Below are 17,490 nucleotides of genomic sequence, written 5' to 3'. Positions count from 1 at the left end.
ATGTCCCGATTTTCACCGATGAGGCCAGATACGGCAAACCCGCCGGTCACACGCCGTGGCCGGCGGGTTTGCCCATGCATTTCTCCTCTACCCCCGCCTTCGGCGCGCCCCTTCAACACGAAGGGGCTTTGCTCCAGATACGGCGAGGGGTTGCCGGCCAGCGGCCGGCACTACCGCTTACCAGGTGTACTTGATGCGGCCGTAGACATACGCGCCGTTGAAGCCGAACGGCGAGTAGTTGCTGTAGGGCAGCATGCCGAAGGTGGAGTTCTGCAGGTCTTCGGTGCGGTCCGGGTACTTGTCCAGCAGGTTGTCCGCGCCCACGGTCAGGGTCCAGTTGCTGCTCGGCTTGTAGCTGGCCGAGGCATCCACCACCCAGGCGTCGCCGTAGGTCTGGTCGCGCAGCGCGGTGGCCGAGTTGCGCACGGTGAATTTGCCGTAGCGGGTGGCGGCCAGGCCCAGTTCCCAGTGGTCCGAACGCCAGGTGCCGCTCAGGATCGCCTTGTCGCGCGGGTAGCTGTCTTCGATGCGGCCGATTTCATCGCGGCCGATCAGCGACTGGGTCAGGCCCAGCGTGCCGAATACTGCCGGGGTGCCGCCGACGCGACGCACTTCGGTGTCGTTGTAGCTGTAGGCCGCGGTCAGTTCCAGGCTGCTGGCTGCGAAGGGCACGGTGTAGCTGGACACGAAGTCGACACCCCGGGTGCGCGTATCCAGGCCGTTGGTGAAGTACGAGAACGCGGTCACCTGCGGCAGGCCGAGGCTGGTCAGCAGCGCGCTGCTGGCGGCATTGGTGGTGATGCTGGACGACAGCGCGATGCGGTCATCGATGTCGATCTGGTACGCGTCGACGGTGATGTACAGGCGGTCGACCGGCTGCAGCACCAGGCCCAGGCTGTAGGAGGTGGAGGTCTCGGCCTTCAGCGGCGAGGCGCCCAGTGCCTGCGCAGCCGCGCTGGTGGTCGGGAAGGTGCCGCGTTCGACGAACACGCCGTTGGTGAACTGGCTGGTGACTGCCTGGTAGCCCTGCTGCGCCAGCGACGGTGCACGGAAGCCGCTGGAGGCGGTTGCCCCCAGCGCGACCTTGTCGGTGAACGCATAGCGCGCCGACAGCTTGCCGGAGAAACGGTCGCCGAAGTCCGAGTAGTCCTCGTAGCGGCCGGTGATGCCGGCCGAGAACTTCTCGGTCAGGTCCGCTTCCAGGCCGGCGTAGACCGCGTAGTTGTGGCGGTCGGCATGCACCTCGTTGGTCGGGGTGAAGCCGCCGAAGCCCTGCGCGCCACTGCCGGTGTACGAGTTCAGCTCACCGGGGTTCTGGTCCCACTTCTCCTTGCGATACTCACCGCCGAAGGACAGCGTGACCGGATAGGCCAGGCCCCAGTCCAGCGACTTGGTCAGGTCGGCGTTGAAGATGTCCTGCTGGTACTTCAGCGTGCCGTCGTAGAACGAGCGCGGGCTGGTCGCACCCAGGCTGTAGTTGATGCTGTTGCGGGTGTGGAAGTCCAGGGTGTTCTCGCCATGGTTCAGGCTCAGGTCCCAGGTCCAGCCGTTGTCGGTGTTGCCCTTGACCCCGGCCACCAGCGAGCGGTCCTTGGAGTACTGGTTGATTTCCGGCACGAAGCCGTCCGGGTAGGTCTGCGCCAGCAGCGCGCTCTGCCCGTTGTGGTTGCGCGAGCGGTAGAACGCGAACGAGGTGATGTCGCGGTTGCTCAGCAGCGCGCTGGCGTAGCCGGTCACGTGGTCGCTGAAGTCGAAGCTGGCGTTGGCCGAGGCGGCGGTGGCATCCACGCGCGGGTCGCCGACGATGAAGGTGGTCTGGCCGATGCTGGGGAAATTTCCGGTGTTCGGCGTGGTGCCCTGGTACGGCCCGGCGCGATTGCTCTCGTCCTGCTGGCTGATCTGGCCGGCCACGTGCACGCGGCCACGGCCATTGCCGAACTCGACGCCGGTGTCGCCGGACAGCTGGTACTTGTTGCCGTCACCGGCCGAGTACTGGCCGTAGTCCACCGCCAGGCTGCCGCCGCGGCCGCTGCCCTTGAGCACGATGTTGATGACGCCGGCGATGGCATCCGAGCCGTACTGCGCCGAAGCGCCGTCACGCAGCACTTCCACGCGCTCGATGGCGGCGATCGGGATCGCGTTGATGTCCACCGCCGACGAACCACGGCCGATGCTGCCGTTGACGTTGATCATCGCCGAGGTATGGCGGCGCTTGCCGTTGACCAGCACCAGCACCTGGTCCGGCGACAGGCCGCGCAGCTGCGCCGGGCGCACGCCGCTGGTGCCGTCGGTCAGGGCCGGGCGCGGGAAGTTCAACGAGGGCAGGGCGCGCGACAGCGCGGTGGCCAGTTCACCGGTGCCGGTGGACTGCAGGATTTCCGGGGTGATGATGTCGATCGGCGACTGTGATTCGGCGACCGTGCGATCGGCCACGCGGGTGCCGGTGACGATCACCGTGTCCAGGGTGTTGGCGGCGGTGCCGGCCTGCTGGGCAGCGGCGACGAACGGAGAGCCACCGAGTGCGACAGCGACGGCGGCGGCGATCAGGCTGGTCTTGCGGGTCATCGGGATGGGGCTCCGGTTGGCGGGGGTGGCACCGGAATCGACATCACGGGGGTGAGGCGGACGGCGGTTGTTGCGGTGCGCAAGGCAGGAATTAACGGGATATTCAGTGGCTGTCAAATGCCGGTCATCGAAAAAAACGTTGCAGCAGCAACCATTTAGCTCGCGCAGGCACAGGCGGGGAGGGGAGCCCGGGAGGCGCGCGGCGAGGACGTGGGAGAGAGGAACGTCGGCCGCCGCGCATCCCGGGACGCGTCAAGTATTCGTTAACGCTAGAATTGCGTCGCAGGAACAGTGCTCACCAGCACATTCCATCCGGTTATATGGACCCCTCCCCCGATGATTTCCCTTCGTAATTTCGCCTTGCGCCGCGGCGAGCGGCTGCTGTTGTCCAATGTCGACCTGACCCTGCACGCCGGTTACCGGGTGGGTGTGGTCGGCCGCAACGGTGCTGGCAAGTCCAGCCTGTTCGCGGCGGTGAAGGGCGAGCTGGAGGCGGACAAGGGCGACGTCGACCTGCCCGGCAAGGTGCGCATCGCCAGCGTGGCCCAGGAAACCCCGTCGCTGCCCGATCCGGCGCTGAGCTTCGTGCTGGGCGGCGATATCGAGGTGGCCGCGGTGCTGGCCGCCGAAGCCGACGCCACCGCCCGCGAGGACTGGGAAGCGGTCGCTGAGGCGCATACGAAGATGGCCGAGCTCAACGCCTACGACGCCGAAGCGCGCGCCGGCAAGCTGCTGCACGGCCTCGGCTTCCCGGCCGAGACCCACCACCGCGCGGTGTCCTCGTTCTCCGGCGGCTGGCGCGTGCGCCTGAACCTGGCCCGCGCGCTGATGATGCCCAGCGACCTGCTGCTGCTGGACGAACCGACCAACCATCTGGATCTGGACGCGGTGTACTGGCTGGAACAGTGGCTGCTGAAGTACCCGGGTACGCTGCTGCTGATCTCGCATGACCGCGAGTTCCTCGACAACGTGGCCACCCACACCCTGCACCTGCACGGTGGCGGCGCCAAGCTCTACCCGGGCGGCTACACCGATTTCGAGCGCCAGCGCGCCGAACAGTTGCGCCAGCAGCAGATCGCGCACGAGAAGGAACAGGCCGAACGCGCCCACCTGCAGAGCTTCATCGACCGCTTCAAGGCGCAGGCCAGCAAGGCCGCGCAGGCACAGAGCCGCATGAAGCGCCTGGCCAAGCTGGCCGGTACCGAAGCGGTGCGTGCCGAGCGCGAGTTCCGCATCGAGTTCGCGCCTCCGGCCAAGCTGCCGTTCTCGCTGATCCGCCTGAATCACGTCGAGGCCGGCTATGGCAAGGACGCGGTGATCCTGCACAATGTTGGCTTCGGCCTGGAAGCAGGCCAGCGCATCGGCCTGCTTGGCCCGAACGGCGCCGGCAAGACCACGCTGGTGAAGACCCTGGTGGGCGAACTGGCACCGATCGTCGGCGAGCGCATGGCGCACCCGGACCTGAAGATCGGCTACTTCGCCCAGCACACGGTGGAGTCGCTGCACGAAGGCCAGTCGCCGATGGAGCACTTCCGCGAGATCGCGCCGGATGCACCGAACCAGTCGTTCCGCGACTTCCTCGGCAAGTGGAACTTCCCCGGCGACCGCGCGTTCGAGCCGGTCGATGGCTTCTCCGGTGGCGAGCGCGCGCGCCTGGCACTGGCACTGATCGCCTGGCAGCAGCCGAACGTGCTGCTGCTGGACGAACCGACCAACCACCTTGACCTGGAAATGCGCGAAGCGCTGGCCGAAGCACTGGCGACCTTCGAGGGCGCGATCGTGATGGTCTCGCATGACCGCCACCTGATCGGCCTGGTCTGCGATACCTATTGGCGCGTGGCCGATGGCGTGGTCGAGCCGTTCGACGGCGACCTCGATGCGTATGCCGCGTGGCTGCGCACCCGCCCGCAGGCGCAGGGCACCAAGGCACGCATGGAGCAGGTGGAAGAGCCGGTGGTGGTCAAGACCGCACCGGTGGCGCAGGTGGTGCAGAAGAAGCCGGTGAACCCGCACAAGCTGGCCGCTGCCGAAGCCAAGGTGGCCGAACTGGAAGGTGCGCTGGCCGAACTGGACCGCCAGCTGGCCGACCCGGCCAACTACGCCGATGCCACGCGCATGGCGGTGATTGGTCGTGACCGCGAATCCGCAGCGGCGCAGCTGGAAAAGGCCGAAGCGGCGTGGATGGAGCTGCTGGAGTCGTAAATCCGCAAAAAAGGGGACGGAGGGGATTAAGTCGTTTGTGCCACAAACGACTTAATCCCCTCCGTCCCCTTTTTGTTATGCGCCCTGCGCCTGCAACCATTCGCGGAAGCGCCTGGCCGGCTCACGCTCGGCACGCGAGCGCAGTCGGGTCAGCCAGTAGCGGCCCAGCTCCAGCGTGGTGGCGAACGGCTGCAGCAGCCGGCCTTCGGCCAGTTCCTGCTCGAACATGCGCAGCGGCAGCAGGGCCACGCCCGCGCCCCCGGCGGCAGCCATCGCCACGGTCAGTGACGAATCGAACACCGGCCCGCGCGCTTCCACGCCACTGACCCCGGCCGCCTGCAGCCAGCGCGGCCACTCGTCGCTGCGGTAAGAGCGCAGCAACGGCAGCGTGGCGAGGTCGCGCGGTTGCTTCAGCCGTCGTGCCAGGGCAGGCGCACACAGCGGCGCGAAGGGTGCATCGATAATCGCCGTGCAGGCCTGGCCCTGCCAGTCGCCATCGCCGAAGCGGATCGCCAGGTCCAGGCCTTCGCCGGCCAGGTCGATGCGGTTGTTGTGGGTCTGCAGGCGCAGCTCGATGTCCGGATGCGCAGCCTCGAATGCGGCCAGCCGTGGCAGCAGCCAGCCGGTGGCGAAGGTGCCGACCACGCCCAACGTCAGCACCTCACGCGCGGGTCCGCCGGTGTAGCGCGCGATGCTGGCCGAGATGCGCTCGAACGATTCGTTGAGCACGGGATACAGCGCCGCCCCTTCATCGGTCAGCGCGACGCCACGCGGCAGGCGATGGAACAGGCGGATGCCGAGCCGATCCTCCAGGCCACGGATCTGATGGCTCAACGCCGCCTGGCTGACGCACAGCTCCAGTGCGGCACGGGTGAAGTTCTGGTGGCGGGCGGCGGCTTCGAAGGCGCGCAGCGCATTCAGCGGCAGGGTGGGGTGCAGCATTGCGCAGCCGTGAGCTGGAGTGATGGGTAATCCTAGCGCTTCACTGGCAGTTTCGTGAAATTAAGGGGTTGAATGCGATAGATATGAATAAATCTCATGCCAGGCGCTGATTTTTTGCGTTGGTCGCACCTGTGCGTGGCGTCAATAATCGTGTGGTCCCCAGGAGAACCCCGCATGCTCGCCCGCCGCCGATTCCTGCAGTTCAGTGGTGCTGCCGTTGCTTCCTCGCTTGTCCTGCCGTTGCTGGCACGTGCGGCAGGAGCGCCGACCCGCGCCGCCCCGACCGAGGCTGCGATCACCGCGGCCACCGATTTCGCCGCACTTGAGAAGGCCTGTGCCGGCCGCCTTGGCGTGAGCCTGCTCGATACTGCCAGCGGGCGCCGCGTCGGCCATCGCCAGGACGAGCGCTTCCCGATGTGCAGCACCTTCAAGAGCATGCTGGCCGCCACCGTGCTCAGCCAGGCCGAGCGCGCGCGCCCGCTGCTCGACCGGCGCGTGCCGGTACGCGACGCCGACCTGCTTTCGCATGCGCCGGTCACCCGCCGCCACGCCGGCAAGGACATGACGGTGCGCGATCTGTGCCGTGCCACGATCATCACCAGCGACAACACCGCCGCCAACCTGCTGTTCGGCGTAGTGGGCGGGCCGCCTGCGGTCACCGCCTTCCTGCGCGCCAGTGGCGATACGGTCAGCCGCAGCGATCGGCTGGAGCCGGAACTGAACAGCTTCGCCGAAGGCGATCCGCGCGACACCACCACGCCCGCGGCGATCGCCATGACGTTGCAGCGGGTGGTGCTGGGCGAGGTGCTGCGGCCGGCCTCGCGGCAGCAGCTGGCCGATTGGCTGATCGACAACGAAACCGGCGACGAATGCCTGCGCGCGGGCCTTGGCAAGCGCTGGCGGGTGGGCGACAAGACCGGCAGCAATGGCGAGGACGCGCGCAATGACATCGCCGTGCTGTGGCCGGTGGCGGGCGGCGCGCCCTGGGTGCTCACCGCCTATCTGCAGGCCGGTGCGATCAGCTACGAACAGCGGGCCATGGTGCTGGCACAGGTCGGGCGGATCGCCGATCGGCTGATCGGTTGAGGTAACCGGGGTCATTCGAAAATGGCTTGCCGGATCGGTCCGGCACGCGCATCCTGCGCGCGTTCGAACCCCCACGGAAGACCCTGATGAGCCATGAGTTGATCTACCTGCTGCTGATCTTCGCGCTGCTGGTGATCCCCCGCGCGCTGCAGCGATTCAGCCTGCCGGCGCCGCTGACCTGCCTGCTGTTCGGCATCATCGGCATGCTGTGGCTGGGTGACCAGGCGCATGACGCGGTGATCGGCCTGCTGGCCACGCTGGGCATTTCCTCGCTGTTCCTGTTCGCCGGCCTCGAAGTGGATCTGCAGGCCCTGCGCCGTGGCATGTGGCCGCTGCTGGCGCACCTGGTGATCCGCACCGGCACGCTGTTCGGCGTGGGCTGGCTGGCCTGGCGCTACGCGGGGCTGCCGTGGCAGGCCGCGGGCCTGCTGGCGCTGGCGCTGCTGACGCCCTCCACCGGCTTCATCATGGATTCGCTGTCGCGGCTGGGCCTGAGCGAAGACGAACGTTTCTGGGTGACCAGCAAGGCCATTGCCGGCGAACTGCTGGCGCTGGCGGCGTTGTTCATCGTGCTGCAGGCCGGGGATCCGGGCCATATGGCGCTGTCCAGCCTGGCCCTGCTGGCAATGATGATCGGCCTGCCACTGCTGTTCATCGCGCTGGGACGCTGGGTGGCACCGCACGCGCCAGGCTCGGAGTTCTCGCTGCTGGTGATGGTCGGCATGGTCGCGGCCTACATCACCTATCTGCTGGGCGTGTACTACCTGGTGGGCGCGTTCATCGCCGGCCTGGTCGCGCGCCTGCTGCACCAGCGGATGCCGCTGCTGGCCTCGCACGAGAACCTGCACGCGCTGCGCCTGTTCGCCTCGTTCTTCGTGCCGTTCTATTTCTTCAACGCCGGCACCAAGGTGCCCAGCGAAGCGCTCAGCTTCGAGGCGCTGGGGCTGGGCATCGTGATCACCCTGGTGGTGCTGCCGCTGCGCATCGGCGTGGTCTGGCTGCAACGCCGGGTCATGTTCGGCGAGAGTTTCCGCAGCAGCCTGCGCGTCTCGCTGGCGCTGGCGCCGACGCTGATCTTCACCCTGGTGCTGGCGGCGATCATGCGCGAGCGCTTCCAGATTCCGGCGGTGCTGTTCGGCGCGCTGCTGCTGTACGCGGCACTGACCACGCTGCTGCCGTCGCTGGTGTTCCGCACGCCGTTCGATGTCGATCCGGTGGAACAGGAGCCGGCAGGCGAGGGCGAGGCCGCGCCGGTGGCAGCCACCGAGACGCTGCCGGAGGCGCAGCCCGCGCCACGCTGAGCGGGCACCTGCACGGTTTGCGCCCATCGGCGCAGGCCGTTAGGGTTGGGGCATGAAACTGCCTGCCGTTGTCACCGCTTCCGCCCTCCTGCTCGGCCTCGCGGCCTGTTCGCAGCGCTCCGATACGGTCGCCCATGATCTGGCGACCGCACCGGCCGATGCCTTTATGGCGGCCATTGCCGCGCACTGCGGCCAGGCTTACGCCGGCAAGGTGGTGGAGGACACGCCGGCACCTACCGGCAAGGACCCGTTCGCGGGCCAGCGCCTGGTCATGCACGTGCGTGGCTGTGCCGACCCGGCACACGAGCTGCGTATCCCGTTCCATGTCGGCGATGACCATTCGCGCACCTGGGTGCTGACCCGTACGCCGAACGGCCTGCGCCTGAAGCACGATCATCGCCACCAGGACGGCAGCCCGGATGCGATCACCCTGTACGGCGGCGACAGCACGCCGCCGGGAACCGCCGAGCGCCAGCAGTTCCCGGCTGATGCCGATTCAGTGGCGATGTTCCGTCGGGCCGACATGCTGGCCTCGACGTTCAATACCTGGGCGATGGAAATCGACCCCGACCAGACGTTCGTCTACGAACTGACCCGTCCCGACGGGCGCCGTTTCCGCGTGCAGTTCGACCTGAGCCAGCCGGTCGACCTGCCGCCAGCGCCCTGGGGTGACGAGAAGGCACCCCAGTAGATCACGCGATGCGCGGGTGAATGCCTGGCCAGGGTCGGAGCCCAGGCAGGGATCCGACCCCGGGGGTTCAGCGCGTACCAAAGCGCGCGCGGCAGCCGTTGCTCACCCACACCTGCCCGCGCGCATAGCCCCAGCTGCGGCCTTCCTGGCAGGCACTGCCGGACAGCTGCTGCTGCAGCACCGGCCGGCCCTGGCGGTCATCCCAGTCGCAGGTCTGCGAGCGGTTGTTGTTGCTGCTGCAGGTGACCGAGTAGTTGCTGTTGCCACCGCCCCAGCCGCCGCCGCCCCAGCCGCGGGCTTCGGCGAATTCGGCGCGGCAGCCGTTGCTGACCCAGACCGCGCCATTGCGCACGCCCCAGGTGCGGCCCTCGTCGCAGGGGCTGCCGGACAGCTGGCGCACCAGGCGGGCATTGCGCCAGCCGACCGGGCAGCTGCGCTCGCGGTTGTTCTGGCTTTCGCAGCGGATGGTGTCGCCCGGGCGGCCGTTGTTGCCGCCCCAGCCACCGCCGTTGCCGCCGCCCCAGCCGCCACGGGACTCGACGAATTCGGCGCGGCAGCCGCTGGTGACCCAGATGCTGCCGTTGCGGCTGCCCCAGGTGCGGCCTTCCTCGCACGGGCTGCCGGACAACTGGCGGACCAGCTGCGCGTTGCGCCAGCCGGTGTTGCAGACCCGTTCGCGGTTGCTCTGGCTTTCGCAGCGGATCACCCCGTTCTGCGCAGTGGCGGAAGGGACGGGCAAGGCGAGGGTGCCCAGCGCACCCAGGCTGAGGGTCACGGCCAGGCTGGCCAGGGACAGCGGTTTCATGGCGGCATCCCATACGGTGGCAGGTGCCCGACTATAGGGAGGGGGGCGATCAAGCCGGTGTGACTGGCCGGATTTGCCCCGGCCGGGGCCTCGGCCGCAGAATACGAGGCTTTCCGGCCCCCATCCGGTGCCGGCGTTCTCCAGCGGAGCTTCCCCCCATGCGTACCCACTTCTGCGGCCTGGTCGACGAGACCCTGATTGGCCAGACTGTCACCCTCGCCGGCTGGACCGACGTGGCCCGTAACCAGGGCGGCGTCTGCTTCATCGATCTTCGAGATCATGAAGGCATCGTGCAGGTGACGGTGGAGGTGGACAACGCCGAAGTGTTCGCCGTGGCTGCGTCGCTGGGCTACGAGGACGTGCTGCAGGTGGAAGGCGTGGTGCGTGCCCGCCATGCAGTGAATGACAAGATGCGCACCGGCAAGGTGGAAGTGATCGCCACCGCCATCACCGTGCTGAACAAGGCCGCGCCGCTGCCGTTCCACGCCCACGAGAACCCGGGCGAGGAAACCCGCCTGAAGTACCGCTACCTGGACCTGCGCCGTCCGGAAATGCAGCGCATGCAGCGCACCCGCATCAAGCTGGTGCAGGCACTGCGCCGCCACCTGGACGAAAAGGGCTTCCAGGACATCGAGACCCCGATCCTGACCAAGGCCACCCCGGAAGGCGCGCGCGACTTCCTGGTGCCGGCGCGCATGCACCCGGGCGAGTTCTACGCCCTGCCGCAGAGCCCGCAGCTGTTCAAGCAGATCCTGATGGTGGCCGGCTTCGACCGCTACTACCAGATCGCGCGCTGCTTCCGCGACGAGGCCCTGCGTGCCGACCGCCAGCTGGAATTCACCCAGCTGGACATGGAGTTCGCCTTCGTCCGCGAACGCGACGTGCAGGACTTCGTCGAGAACATGATCCGCGCCATCTTCAAGGAAGTGGTCGAGGTCGAACTGGACGCCAGCTTCCCGCGCATGACCTGGGCCGAAGCCATGCGCCGCTACGGCTCGGACAAGCCGGACCTGCGCATCGCGCTGGAACTGGTCGATGTGGCCGAACTGGTCAAGGACAGCGAGTTCCCGGTGTTCACCGGCCCGGCCAATGATGCCGAAGGCCGCGTCGCCGCGCTGCGCATCCCGGGCGGCGCCTCGCTGTCGCGCAAGCAGATCGACGAGTACGCCGCGCACGCCGCCAAGTACGGCGCCAAGGGCCTGGCCTACATCAAGATCGCCGATAACGGCGAAGTCAGCTCGCCGATCCAGAAGTTCTTCAGCGAGGCATCCTTCGCTGCCCTGGTCGCCCACGTCGGCGCCGGCAACGGCGACATCGTGTTCTTCGGCGCCGGTGGCTACAACAAGGTCTCCGACTTCATGGGTGCGCTGCGGCTGAAGGCCGGCAAGGACTTCGGCCTGGTCGCCGACGGCTGGGCACCGCTGTGGGTCACCGACTTCCCGATGTTCGAGTGGGACGAGGAAGAACAGCGCTACGTCGCCCTGCATCACCCCTTCACCGCACCGGCCGTGGACGACATCGCCGACCTGCGCGCCAACGCCCGTACCGCCGTCTCGCGCGGCTACGACATGGTGCTCAACGGCAATGAAATCGGCGGCGGTTCGATCCGTATCCACCGTCCGGACATGCAGAGCGCGGTGTTCGAACTGCTCGGCATCGGCGCCGAAGAGGCCCGCGCCAAGTTCGGCTTCCTGCTTGACGCGCTGAACTACGGCGCGCCGCCGCACGGTGGCATCGCCTTCGGCATCGACCGCATCGCCGCGCTGATGGCCGGCACCGAGTCGATCCGCGACGTCATCCCGTTCCCGAAGACCACCGGTGCACAGGATCTGATGACCGACGCGCCGTCGCCGATCGTCGACGCGCAGCTGGCCGAAGTGCACATCCAGGTTCGCCCCAAGACCAACTGATCAGGAGATCCAGGCAATGACCGAGTTTGCGTTTTCGCTGGAGTGGGAAAAGCTGGGCAATGAAGGCTCCGAGGCCAACCTGGTCACCGAGCGTGCGCGCGTGTTCGGGGGTTGGCTGGTCCGCGTCGGTACCAACCCGGCGGCGATGGCCCTGACCTTCGTCGCCGACGGCGAAGGCCGTTGGGATGGTGAAGACTTCGGCGTCGAGGATTACGAGGACGACGAAGAGGAAGAGTACGACGAGGACGAGGAAGGCGAGGAAGAAGAGGACGAGGACGAAGAGGAATACGAGGAGGAGGACGAGGAAGACGAAGCCGCGGAAGCGCCGGAAAAGGCTTGACCCGCGCTTCGCCCTGACGTCAACTTCCTGCATGTATTCCATCCGCCGCGCCACCGTGGACGACGCGCCGACCCTGTCGGCGCTGGCCGCCCGCACGTTCACCGAAACCTTCGGCCATCTGTACCCGCCGCAGGACCTGCAGGTCTTCCTCGACGAGGCCTATGCGGTCGAACGCCAGCGCGTGATCCTGGCCCACCCGGATTACGCGGTGTGGCTGCTGGAGCTGGACGGGGAGGCGGTCGGCCATGCCGCCGCCGGCCCCTGTGGGCTGCCGCACCCGGAGGTGAAGCCCGGGGATGGCGAGCTCAAGCGCCTGTACCTGATCAAGACCCAGCAGAGCTGTGGCTGGGGCAGCCGCCTGTTGGAAACCGCGCTGGCCTGGCTGGAACACGATGGCCCACGCACGCTGTGGCTGGGCGTGTGGTCGGAAAACTTCGGCGCGCAGCGCTTTTATGCCCGCTACGGTTTCGAGAAGGCTGGCGAGTACCTGTTCCCGGTCGGCGACACCCACGATCTCGAATTCATCCTGCGTCGCGCACCGCGCGTGGCCTGACGTTCACCGTCGCTTGCTGCGCGCGCGTGTTCAATTGCAGTACGTTCCTGCCCCGCTGACCGCCAGGCTGTTTGCATGACTCCCCCCGTATTGCTGCTGCATGGCATCTGGAATGCCCGTGCCTGGGTCGGGCCGCTGGCCTGGCGCCTGCGCGCGCGTGGTTTCCAGGTGCACGCCTTCGGTTATTCCTCGGTGTTCGGTGGCCCCGACGTGGCCGTGCCGCAGCTGTTGGAGCGCCTGACCGACGCCGGGCCGTTGTCGCTGGTCGGCCACAGCCTGGGTGGGTTGCTGGCGCTGGAGGCCCTGCGCCGCCAGCCGCAGCTGGATGTTCAGCGCGTGGTCTGCCTGGGCTCGCCGCTGCGTGGCAGCGGCACCGCGCGGTCGCTGTCCGACCATGGCTGGGGCCTGGCGCTGGGGCGCAGCAGCGAGCTGCTGCTGGATGGCCTGCCGGACTGGCAGGGCAAGGCCGAGGTCGGCCTGATCGCCGGCTCGGTGCCGCATGGGCTGGGCAGCCTGCTGGGCGCGATGGACGACGCCTCCGATGGCACGGTGGCGCTGGCCGAGACCCGCCTGCCGGGTCTTTCCGACCATTGCGTGGTGCGCACCAGCCACAGCGGCCTGGTGGTATCGCCCGATGCCGCACGGCAGACCGCGTATTTCCTGCGCCACGGCCAGTTCGACCACAGCCGCGACGCCGCTGCCGCATGATTGAGTGGGTGCGAACCGTCCTACCTTGGTGGGTGCGAACCTTGGTTCGCACGCTCTTCGCCGGGCCATGCCCGGCGGCATCCTTCGCCCCTAGACACGGTTGCAGCGCGCGATCAGGTAGAATCCGCGCCTTGATCCTGAAGCAGCCAGACGGTAGCACCCATGGGTAGAGGCCCCTCCATCGAAGCCCGCAAGAACGCGTCCGACGCGAAGCGCGGCAAGATTTTCACCAAGATCATCCGCGAGATCGGCGTGGCCGCGCGCGGCGGTGGAGGCGACCCCAACAACAACCCGCGCCTGCGCGTGGCGATGGACAAGGGCCTGGCCGTGAACATGTCCAAGGACGTGATCGAACGCGCCATCAAGAAGGCCACCGGTGAGCTGGAAGGCGTCGACTACGAGGAAATCCGCTATGAGGGCTATGCCCCGGGCGGCGTGGCCGTCATCGTGGACTGCTTGACCGACAACCGCGTGCGTACCGTGGCCGATGTCCGCCATGCGTTCAGCAAGTGCGGCGGCAACATGGGCACCGAAGGCTCGGTGGCATTCATGTTCAAGCGCCTGGGCGTCATCAGCTTCGCCCCGGGCGCCGACGAGGACGCCATCACCGAAGCCGCCATTGAGGCCGGCGCCGATGACATCGTGGTCTACCCGGACGACGGCTCGATCGACGTGGTCACCAGTCCTGACGCGTTCAACGCGGTCAAGGACGCGATGACCGCCGCCGGTCATGTCGCCGGCCACGCCGAGATCACCTTCCGCGCGGACAACGACATCAAGGTCGAGGGCGAGGTCGCCCTGCAGGTCAAGAAGCTGCTGGACATGCTCGAAGACCTGGACGACGTGCAGGACGTGTACTCCAACGCCGAACTCGGCGCCGACGCCTACGCCTGAGCCGTCCCGACGGCCTGGGCGCGGGCCGTTGAACGGTCACCGCGGACAGACATGAGCCCATACGCCTGCCAGCGCTTCCCGTTCCGTCCCGCCAGGAGTGCGGCATGACCCGCATCCTCGGCATCGACCCCGGTTCGCAGCGGACCGGGGTCGGCATCATCGATGTCGACGCCGCCGGCCGCGTCAGCCACGTGCACCACCAGCCGCTGGTGCTGCTGGGCGCCGACGACTTCCCGCAGCGCATGAAGCTGCTGGTGCTGGGCCTGGCCGACCTGTGCCGGGAATACCAGCCCAACGAAGTGGCCATCGAAAAGGTCTTCATGGCCCGCAACCCCGATTCGGCGCTGAAGCTGGGCCAGGCCCGTGGCGCGGCGATTTCCGCCGTGGTACTGCGTGACCTGCCGGTGCACGAATATGCTGCCAGCGAGATCAAGCTGGCGGTGGTCGGCCGCGGTGGCGCCGAAAAGCAACAGGTTCAACACATGGTCGGGCTCATGCTCAACCTGAAAACCAAGCTGCAGGCCGACGCGGCCGACGCGTTGGCGGTGGCGATCACCCATGCCCACGTAAGGGCAACGGCCAACCGCCTGGGGCTCAGCGCCCGCCAGGCGTGGGGCCGCAAATGAGGAGCTGCACGCAATGATCGGTCGACTGCGCGGCATCGTCGCCTACAAGGCGCCGCCGTGGCTGGTGGTGGACGTGAACGGGGTGGGCTACGAGCTGGAGGCGCCGATGAGCACCTTCTACGACCTGCCCGAGCTCGGCCGCGAGGTCACCCTGTATACCCATTATTCGCAGAAGGAAGACAGCGTCTCGCTGTACGGCTTCCTGCGCGAGGGCGAGCGGCGCCTGTTCCGCGACGTGCAGAAGGTCAGTGGCATCGGCGCGAAGATCGCGCTGGCCGTGCTGTCCGGGGTGACCGTCGAGGAGTTCGCGCGCATGGTCCAGGCCGGTGACATCACCGCGTTGACCCGCATTCCGGGCATCGGCAAGAAGACCGCCGAGCGCATGGTGCTGGAACTGCGCGACCGCGCCGCCCAGTTCGGCGCGGGCGGGGCATTGCCCACCGGCAGTGGCCCGGCCCCGGCCGACCCGCTGTCCGACGCCACCGTGGCGCTGCAGCAGCTGGGCTACAAGCCGGCCGAAGCGGCGCGCATGGCGCGTGACGCCTTCAACGAGGGCGACGAAGTGGCCACCGTGATCCGCAAGGCGCTGCAGTCGGCACTGCGCTGAGCCGTCCTTCTTTTCCCCAACGAACCGCCTGAGCCCCGCCAGGAGTCCCATGTCCAGCAGTCAAACCCCGCACGCAGCCGCCCCCGGTGGCCACGGTCACGCCCCTCCCGCGGGAGGCATGGCGCTGATCATCGGTGCGATCGGCGTGGTCTTCGGCGATATCGGTACCAGCCCGCTGTACACCCTGAAGGAGGCGTTCTCGCCGCACTACGGGCTCAACAGCGACCATGACACCGTGCTGGGCGTGCTGTCGCTGGCGTTCTGGGCGCTGAACATCGTGGTCACGCTGAAGTACGTGACCATCATCATGCGCGCCGACAACGACGGCGAAGGCGGCATCATGGCGCTGATGGCGTTGACCCAGCGCACATTGCGCAACGGGTCGCGCTCGGCCTATGTGGTCGGCATCCTCGGCATTTTCGGCGCCTCGCTGTTCTTCGGCGACGGTGTGATCACCCCGGCGATCTCGGTGCTGGGTGCGGTTGAAGGCCTGGAGGTGGCCGCGCCCGGACTGCATGCCTTCATCGTGCCGATCACGGTGGTGGTACTGCTGATGGTGTTCGCCGCGCAGCGCTTCGGCACCGAGAAGATCGGCAAGGCGTTCGGCCCGATCACCTCGGTCTGGTTCATTTCGCTGGCCGCGATCGGCATCTACAACATTGTAGACGCGCCGGAAGTGCTCAAGGCCTTCAACCCGTGGTGGGCGATCCGCTTCTTCATGGAGCACAGCTGGCACGGCATCTTCATCCTGGGCGCGGTGGTGCTGGCGGTGACCGGTGGCGAGGCGCTGTACGCCGACATGGGCCACTTCGGCGCCAAGCCCATTCGCCACGCCTGGTATTTCTTCGTGCTGCCGTGCCTGGTGCTGAACTACCTGGGGCAGGGCGCACTGGTGCTCAACCACCCCGAGGCGCTGAAGAACCCGTTCTTCGAGGCGGTGCCGCCGTGGGCGCTGTACCCGATGATCATCCTGGCCACGATGGCGGCGGTGATCGCCTCGCAGTCGGTCATCACCGGTGCGTTCTCGGTCTCGCGCCAGGCCATGCAGCTGGGTTACATCCCGCGCATGCGCATCAAGCACACCTCGCACGACACCATCGGCCAGATCTACATCCCGGGCATCAACTGGGGCATCGCGGTCATGGTGATCGGCCTGGTGCTGGCCTTCCGCAGCTCGTCGAACCTGGCCGTGGCCTACGGCATCTCGGTATCGGCCACCATGCTGATCGATACCCTGCTGTTGGCGCTGGTGGCGCGTTCGCTGTGGCCGAAGGCGCGCAACTGGATCCTGCCGCTGTGCGTGGTGTTCTTCATCATCGACCTCGGCTTCGTCATCGCCAACGGCGCCAAGCTGCTGCAGGGCGCCTGGTTCCCGGTGGTGCTGGGCATCTTCCTGTTCACCATGATGCGCACCTGGCGCCGTGGCCGCGAGCTGCTGCGCGATGAAATACGCAAGGACGGCATCCGCCTGGATACCTTCCTGCCCGGCCTGATGCTGGCGCCGCCGGTGCGCGTGCCGGGCACCGCGGTGTTCCTCACCGCCGACCCGACCGTGGCTCCGCACGCGCTGATGCACAACCTCAAGCACAACAAGGTGCTGCACGAGCGCAACGTGTTCCTGCACGTGGAAACCCTGCCGATCCCGTATGCGATGGAAGGGCAGCGGCTGAAGATCGAATCGGTGGGCGATGAGTTCTACCGGGTCTACGTGCGCTTCGGCTTCATGGAGACCCCGGACGTGCCGCTGGCGCTGATGCGCTCGTGCGACCACGGTGGCATCTACTTCGACCCGATGGACACCACCTTCTTCGCCAGCCGCGAGACCATCGTCGCCACCGCCAACCGCGGCATGCCGATCTGGCGCGACAAGCTGTTCGCGCTGATGCATCGCAACGCCGCGCCGGCGACGGGGTTCTTCCGGATTCCGGGCAACAGATTGGTGGAACTGGGCGCCCAGGTGGAGATCTAGGGCCGCTTCCTTCCTCGATACCGCCATGCTTCCATCCACGCATGGCGTGGATCTACCGTGTCGACCAAGGTCGACACCCACCAAGAGCAGCCATGTCATTCCGACAGATCGCAGGAATCTGTCGAAGGCGGGGTGGGTCCGGTTGCGGGGGTGTGAGCGGCATGGATGCCGCGACCAAGCCCCCATGGATGGGTTTACGGCGTCCCCCGCAACCGGACCCACCCCGCCATCCCGCAGGAAACCGGCTTTTGAAGTTGACGTTGCCGTTAGCGGGTGCCGGGCGCAGCCCGG

15 protein-coding genes are annotated in these 17,490 nt (G+C 67.5%); 12 read left to right on the top strand and 3 right to left on the bottom strand.

Features of this window, described 5'->3' with window-relative positions:
* Positions 1-177: 177 nt before the first annotated feature.
* Positions 178-2,565 (bottom strand): TonB-dependent receptor plug domain-containing protein, encoded by a 2,388-nt coding sequence (locus VN11_RS17005; RefSeq protein WP_053450587.1) that lies wholly within the window; start codon positions 2,563-2,565, stop codon positions 178-180.
* Positions 2,566-2,901: 336 nt separating this feature from the next.
* Between VN11_RS17005 and VN11_RS17000 the strand changes: the two genes are divergently transcribed.
* Positions 2,902-4,767 (top strand): ABC-F family ATP-binding cassette domain-containing protein, encoded by a 1,866-nt coding sequence (locus VN11_RS17000; protein WP_053450586.1) that lies wholly within the window; start codon positions 2,902-2,904, stop codon positions 4,765-4,767.
* 75 nt (positions 4,768-4,842) lie between these two features.
* Here VN11_RS17000 and ampR read toward each other — a convergent pair whose 3' ends face one another.
* On the bottom strand, positions 4,843-5,709 hold the full coding sequence (ampR, locus tag VN11_RS16995) for a LysR family transcriptional regulator AmpR (protein ID WP_053450585.1): 867 nt from the start codon (positions 5,707-5,709) through the stop codon (positions 4,843-4,845).
* Between the two features lie 174 nt (positions 5,710-5,883).
* Between ampR and blaL2 the strand changes: the two genes are divergently transcribed.
* From blaL2 to VN11_RS16980, 3 genes are all read left to right on the top strand, one after another.
* The gene (blaL2, locus tag VN11_RS16990) at positions 5,884-6,795 is read left to right on the top strand and encodes a L2 family extended-spectrum class A beta-lactamase (RefSeq protein WP_053450584.1); all 912 of its coding nucleotides are present in this window, start codon (positions 5,884-5,886) and stop codon (positions 6,793-6,795) included.
* Between the two features lie 86 nt (positions 6,796-6,881).
* Positions 6,882-8,096 carry a cation:proton antiporter gene (locus VN11_RS16985; protein WP_053450583.1) on the top strand — a complete coding sequence of 405 codons (1,215 nt, stop codon included), beginning with the start codon at positions 6,882-6,884 and terminating at the stop codon, positions 8,094-8,096.
* Positions 8,097-8,148: 52 nt separating this feature from the next.
* Complete coding sequence (locus VN11_RS16980; protein ID WP_053450582.1) at positions 8,149-8,787, top strand: hypothetical protein; 639 nt, start codon at positions 8,149-8,151, stop codon at positions 8,785-8,787.
* 67 nt (positions 8,788-8,854) lie between these two features.
* Here the strand turns inward: VN11_RS16980 and VN11_RS16975 are convergent, their stop codons facing one another.
* Positions 8,855-9,592, bottom strand: a complete 738-nt coding sequence (locus tag VN11_RS16975) for a DUF3011 domain-containing protein (RefSeq protein ID WP_053450581.1) — start codon at positions 9,590-9,592, stop codon at positions 8,855-8,857.
* Positions 9,593-9,750: 158 nt separating this feature from the next.
* Between VN11_RS16975 and aspS the strand changes: the two genes are divergently transcribed.
* The 8 genes from aspS to VN11_RS16935 all read left to right on the top strand — a co-directional run bounded on the left by aspS (position 9,751) and on the right by VN11_RS16935 (position 17,199).
* Positions 9,751-11,502 carry an aspartate--tRNA ligase gene (gene aspS, locus VN11_RS16970; protein WP_053450580.1) on the top strand — a complete coding sequence of 584 codons (1,752 nt, stop codon included), beginning with the start codon at positions 9,751-9,753 and terminating at the stop codon, positions 11,500-11,502.
* A 16-nt stretch (positions 11,503-11,518) separates the two neighbouring features.
* On the top strand, positions 11,519-11,842 hold the full coding sequence (locus tag VN11_RS22595; RefSeq protein WP_006438575.1) for a hypothetical protein: 324 nt from the start codon (positions 11,519-11,521) through the stop codon (positions 11,840-11,842).
* A gap of 31 nt (positions 11,843-11,873) precedes the next feature.
* Positions 11,874-12,395 carry a GNAT family N-acetyltransferase gene (locus tag VN11_RS16960; RefSeq protein ID WP_053450579.1) on the top strand — a complete coding sequence of 174 codons (522 nt, stop codon included), beginning with the start codon at positions 11,874-11,876 and terminating at the stop codon, positions 12,393-12,395.
* Positions 12,396-12,470: 75 nt separating this feature from the next.
* Complete coding sequence (locus VN11_RS16955; protein WP_053450578.1) at positions 12,471-13,103, top strand: esterase/lipase family protein; 633 nt, start codon at positions 12,471-12,473, stop codon at positions 13,101-13,103.
* Positions 13,104-13,265: 162 nt separating this feature from the next.
* Entirely contained in the window at positions 13,266-13,997 is a 732-nt protein-coding gene (locus VN11_RS16950; protein WP_053450577.1) for a YebC/PmpR family DNA-binding transcriptional regulator, read from the top strand.
* 104 nt (positions 13,998-14,101) lie between these two features.
* Positions 14,102-14,623, top strand: a complete 522-nt coding sequence (ruvC, locus tag VN11_RS16945; protein WP_008268142.1) for a crossover junction endodeoxyribonuclease RuvC — start codon at positions 14,102-14,104, stop codon at positions 14,621-14,623.
* A gap of 13 nt (positions 14,624-14,636) precedes the next feature.
* The gene (gene ruvA, locus VN11_RS16940; protein WP_005410756.1) at positions 14,637-15,230 is read left to right on the top strand and encodes a Holliday junction branch migration protein RuvA; all 594 of its coding nucleotides are present in this window, start codon (positions 14,637-14,639) and stop codon (positions 15,228-15,230) included.
* A 49-nt stretch (positions 15,231-15,279) separates the two neighbouring features.
* On the top strand, positions 15,280-17,199 hold the full coding sequence (locus tag VN11_RS16935) for a potassium transporter Kup (protein ID WP_006438676.1): 1,920 nt from the start codon (positions 15,280-15,282) through the stop codon (positions 17,197-17,199).
* The last annotated feature ends 291 nt before the right edge of the window (positions 17,200-17,490 follow it).

This window comes from Stenotrophomonas maltophilia (assembly GCF_001274595.1).
GTDB classification, from domain to species: Bacteria; Pseudomonadota; Gammaproteobacteria; order Xanthomonadales; family Xanthomonadaceae; genus Stenotrophomonas; species Stenotrophomonas forensis.
This window is presented reverse-complemented; position numbering and strand designations above follow the sequence as displayed.

Bases quoted from the DNA above. Each gene is read 5' to 3' on its own strand.
- VN11_RS17005 (WP_053450587.1), bottom strand. From the start codon at position 2,565: ATGACCCGCAAGACCAGCCTGATCGCCGCCGCCGTCGCTGTCGCACTC.
- VN11_RS17000 (WP_053450586.1), top strand. From the start codon at position 2,902: ATGATTTCCCTTCGTAATTTCGCCTTGCGCCGCGGCGAGCGGCTGCTG.
- ampR (WP_053450585.1), bottom strand. From the start codon at position 5,709: ATGCTGCACCCCACCCTGCCGCTGAATGCGCTGCGCGCCTTCGAAGCC.
- blaL2 (WP_053450584.1), top strand. From the start codon at position 5,884: ATGCTCGCCCGCCGCCGATTCCTGCAGTTCAGTGGTGCTGCCGTTGCT.
- VN11_RS16985 (WP_053450583.1), top strand. From the start codon at position 6,882: ATGAGCCATGAGTTGATCTACCTGCTGCTGATCTTCGCGCTGCTGGTG.
- VN11_RS16980 (WP_053450582.1), top strand. From the start codon at position 8,149: ATGAAACTGCCTGCCGTTGTCACCGCTTCCGCCCTCCTGCTCGGCCTC.
- VN11_RS16975 (WP_053450581.1), bottom strand. From the start codon at position 9,592: ATGAAACCGCTGTCCCTGGCCAGCCTGGCCGTGACCCTCAGCCTGGGT.
- aspS (WP_053450580.1), top strand. From the start codon at position 9,751: ATGCGTACCCACTTCTGCGGCCTGGTCGACGAGACCCTGATTGGCCAG.
- VN11_RS22595 (WP_006438575.1), top strand. From the start codon at position 11,519: ATGACCGAGTTTGCGTTTTCGCTGGAGTGGGAAAAGCTGGGCAATGAA.
- VN11_RS16960 (WP_053450579.1), top strand. From the start codon at position 11,874: ATGTATTCCATCCGCCGCGCCACCGTGGACGACGCGCCGACCCTGTCG.
- VN11_RS16955 (WP_053450578.1), top strand. From the start codon at position 12,471: ATGACTCCCCCCGTATTGCTGCTGCATGGCATCTGGAATGCCCGTGCC.
- VN11_RS16950 (WP_053450577.1), top strand. From the start codon at position 13,266: ATGGGTAGAGGCCCCTCCATCGAAGCCCGCAAGAACGCGTCCGACGCG.
- ruvC (WP_008268142.1), top strand. From the start codon at position 14,102: ATGACCCGCATCCTCGGCATCGACCCCGGTTCGCAGCGGACCGGGGTC.
- ruvA (WP_005410756.1), top strand. From the start codon at position 14,637: ATGATCGGTCGACTGCGCGGCATCGTCGCCTACAAGGCGCCGCCGTGG.
- VN11_RS16935 (WP_006438676.1), top strand. From the start codon at position 15,280: ATGTCCAGCAGTCAAACCCCGCACGCAGCCGCCCCCGGTGGCCACGGT.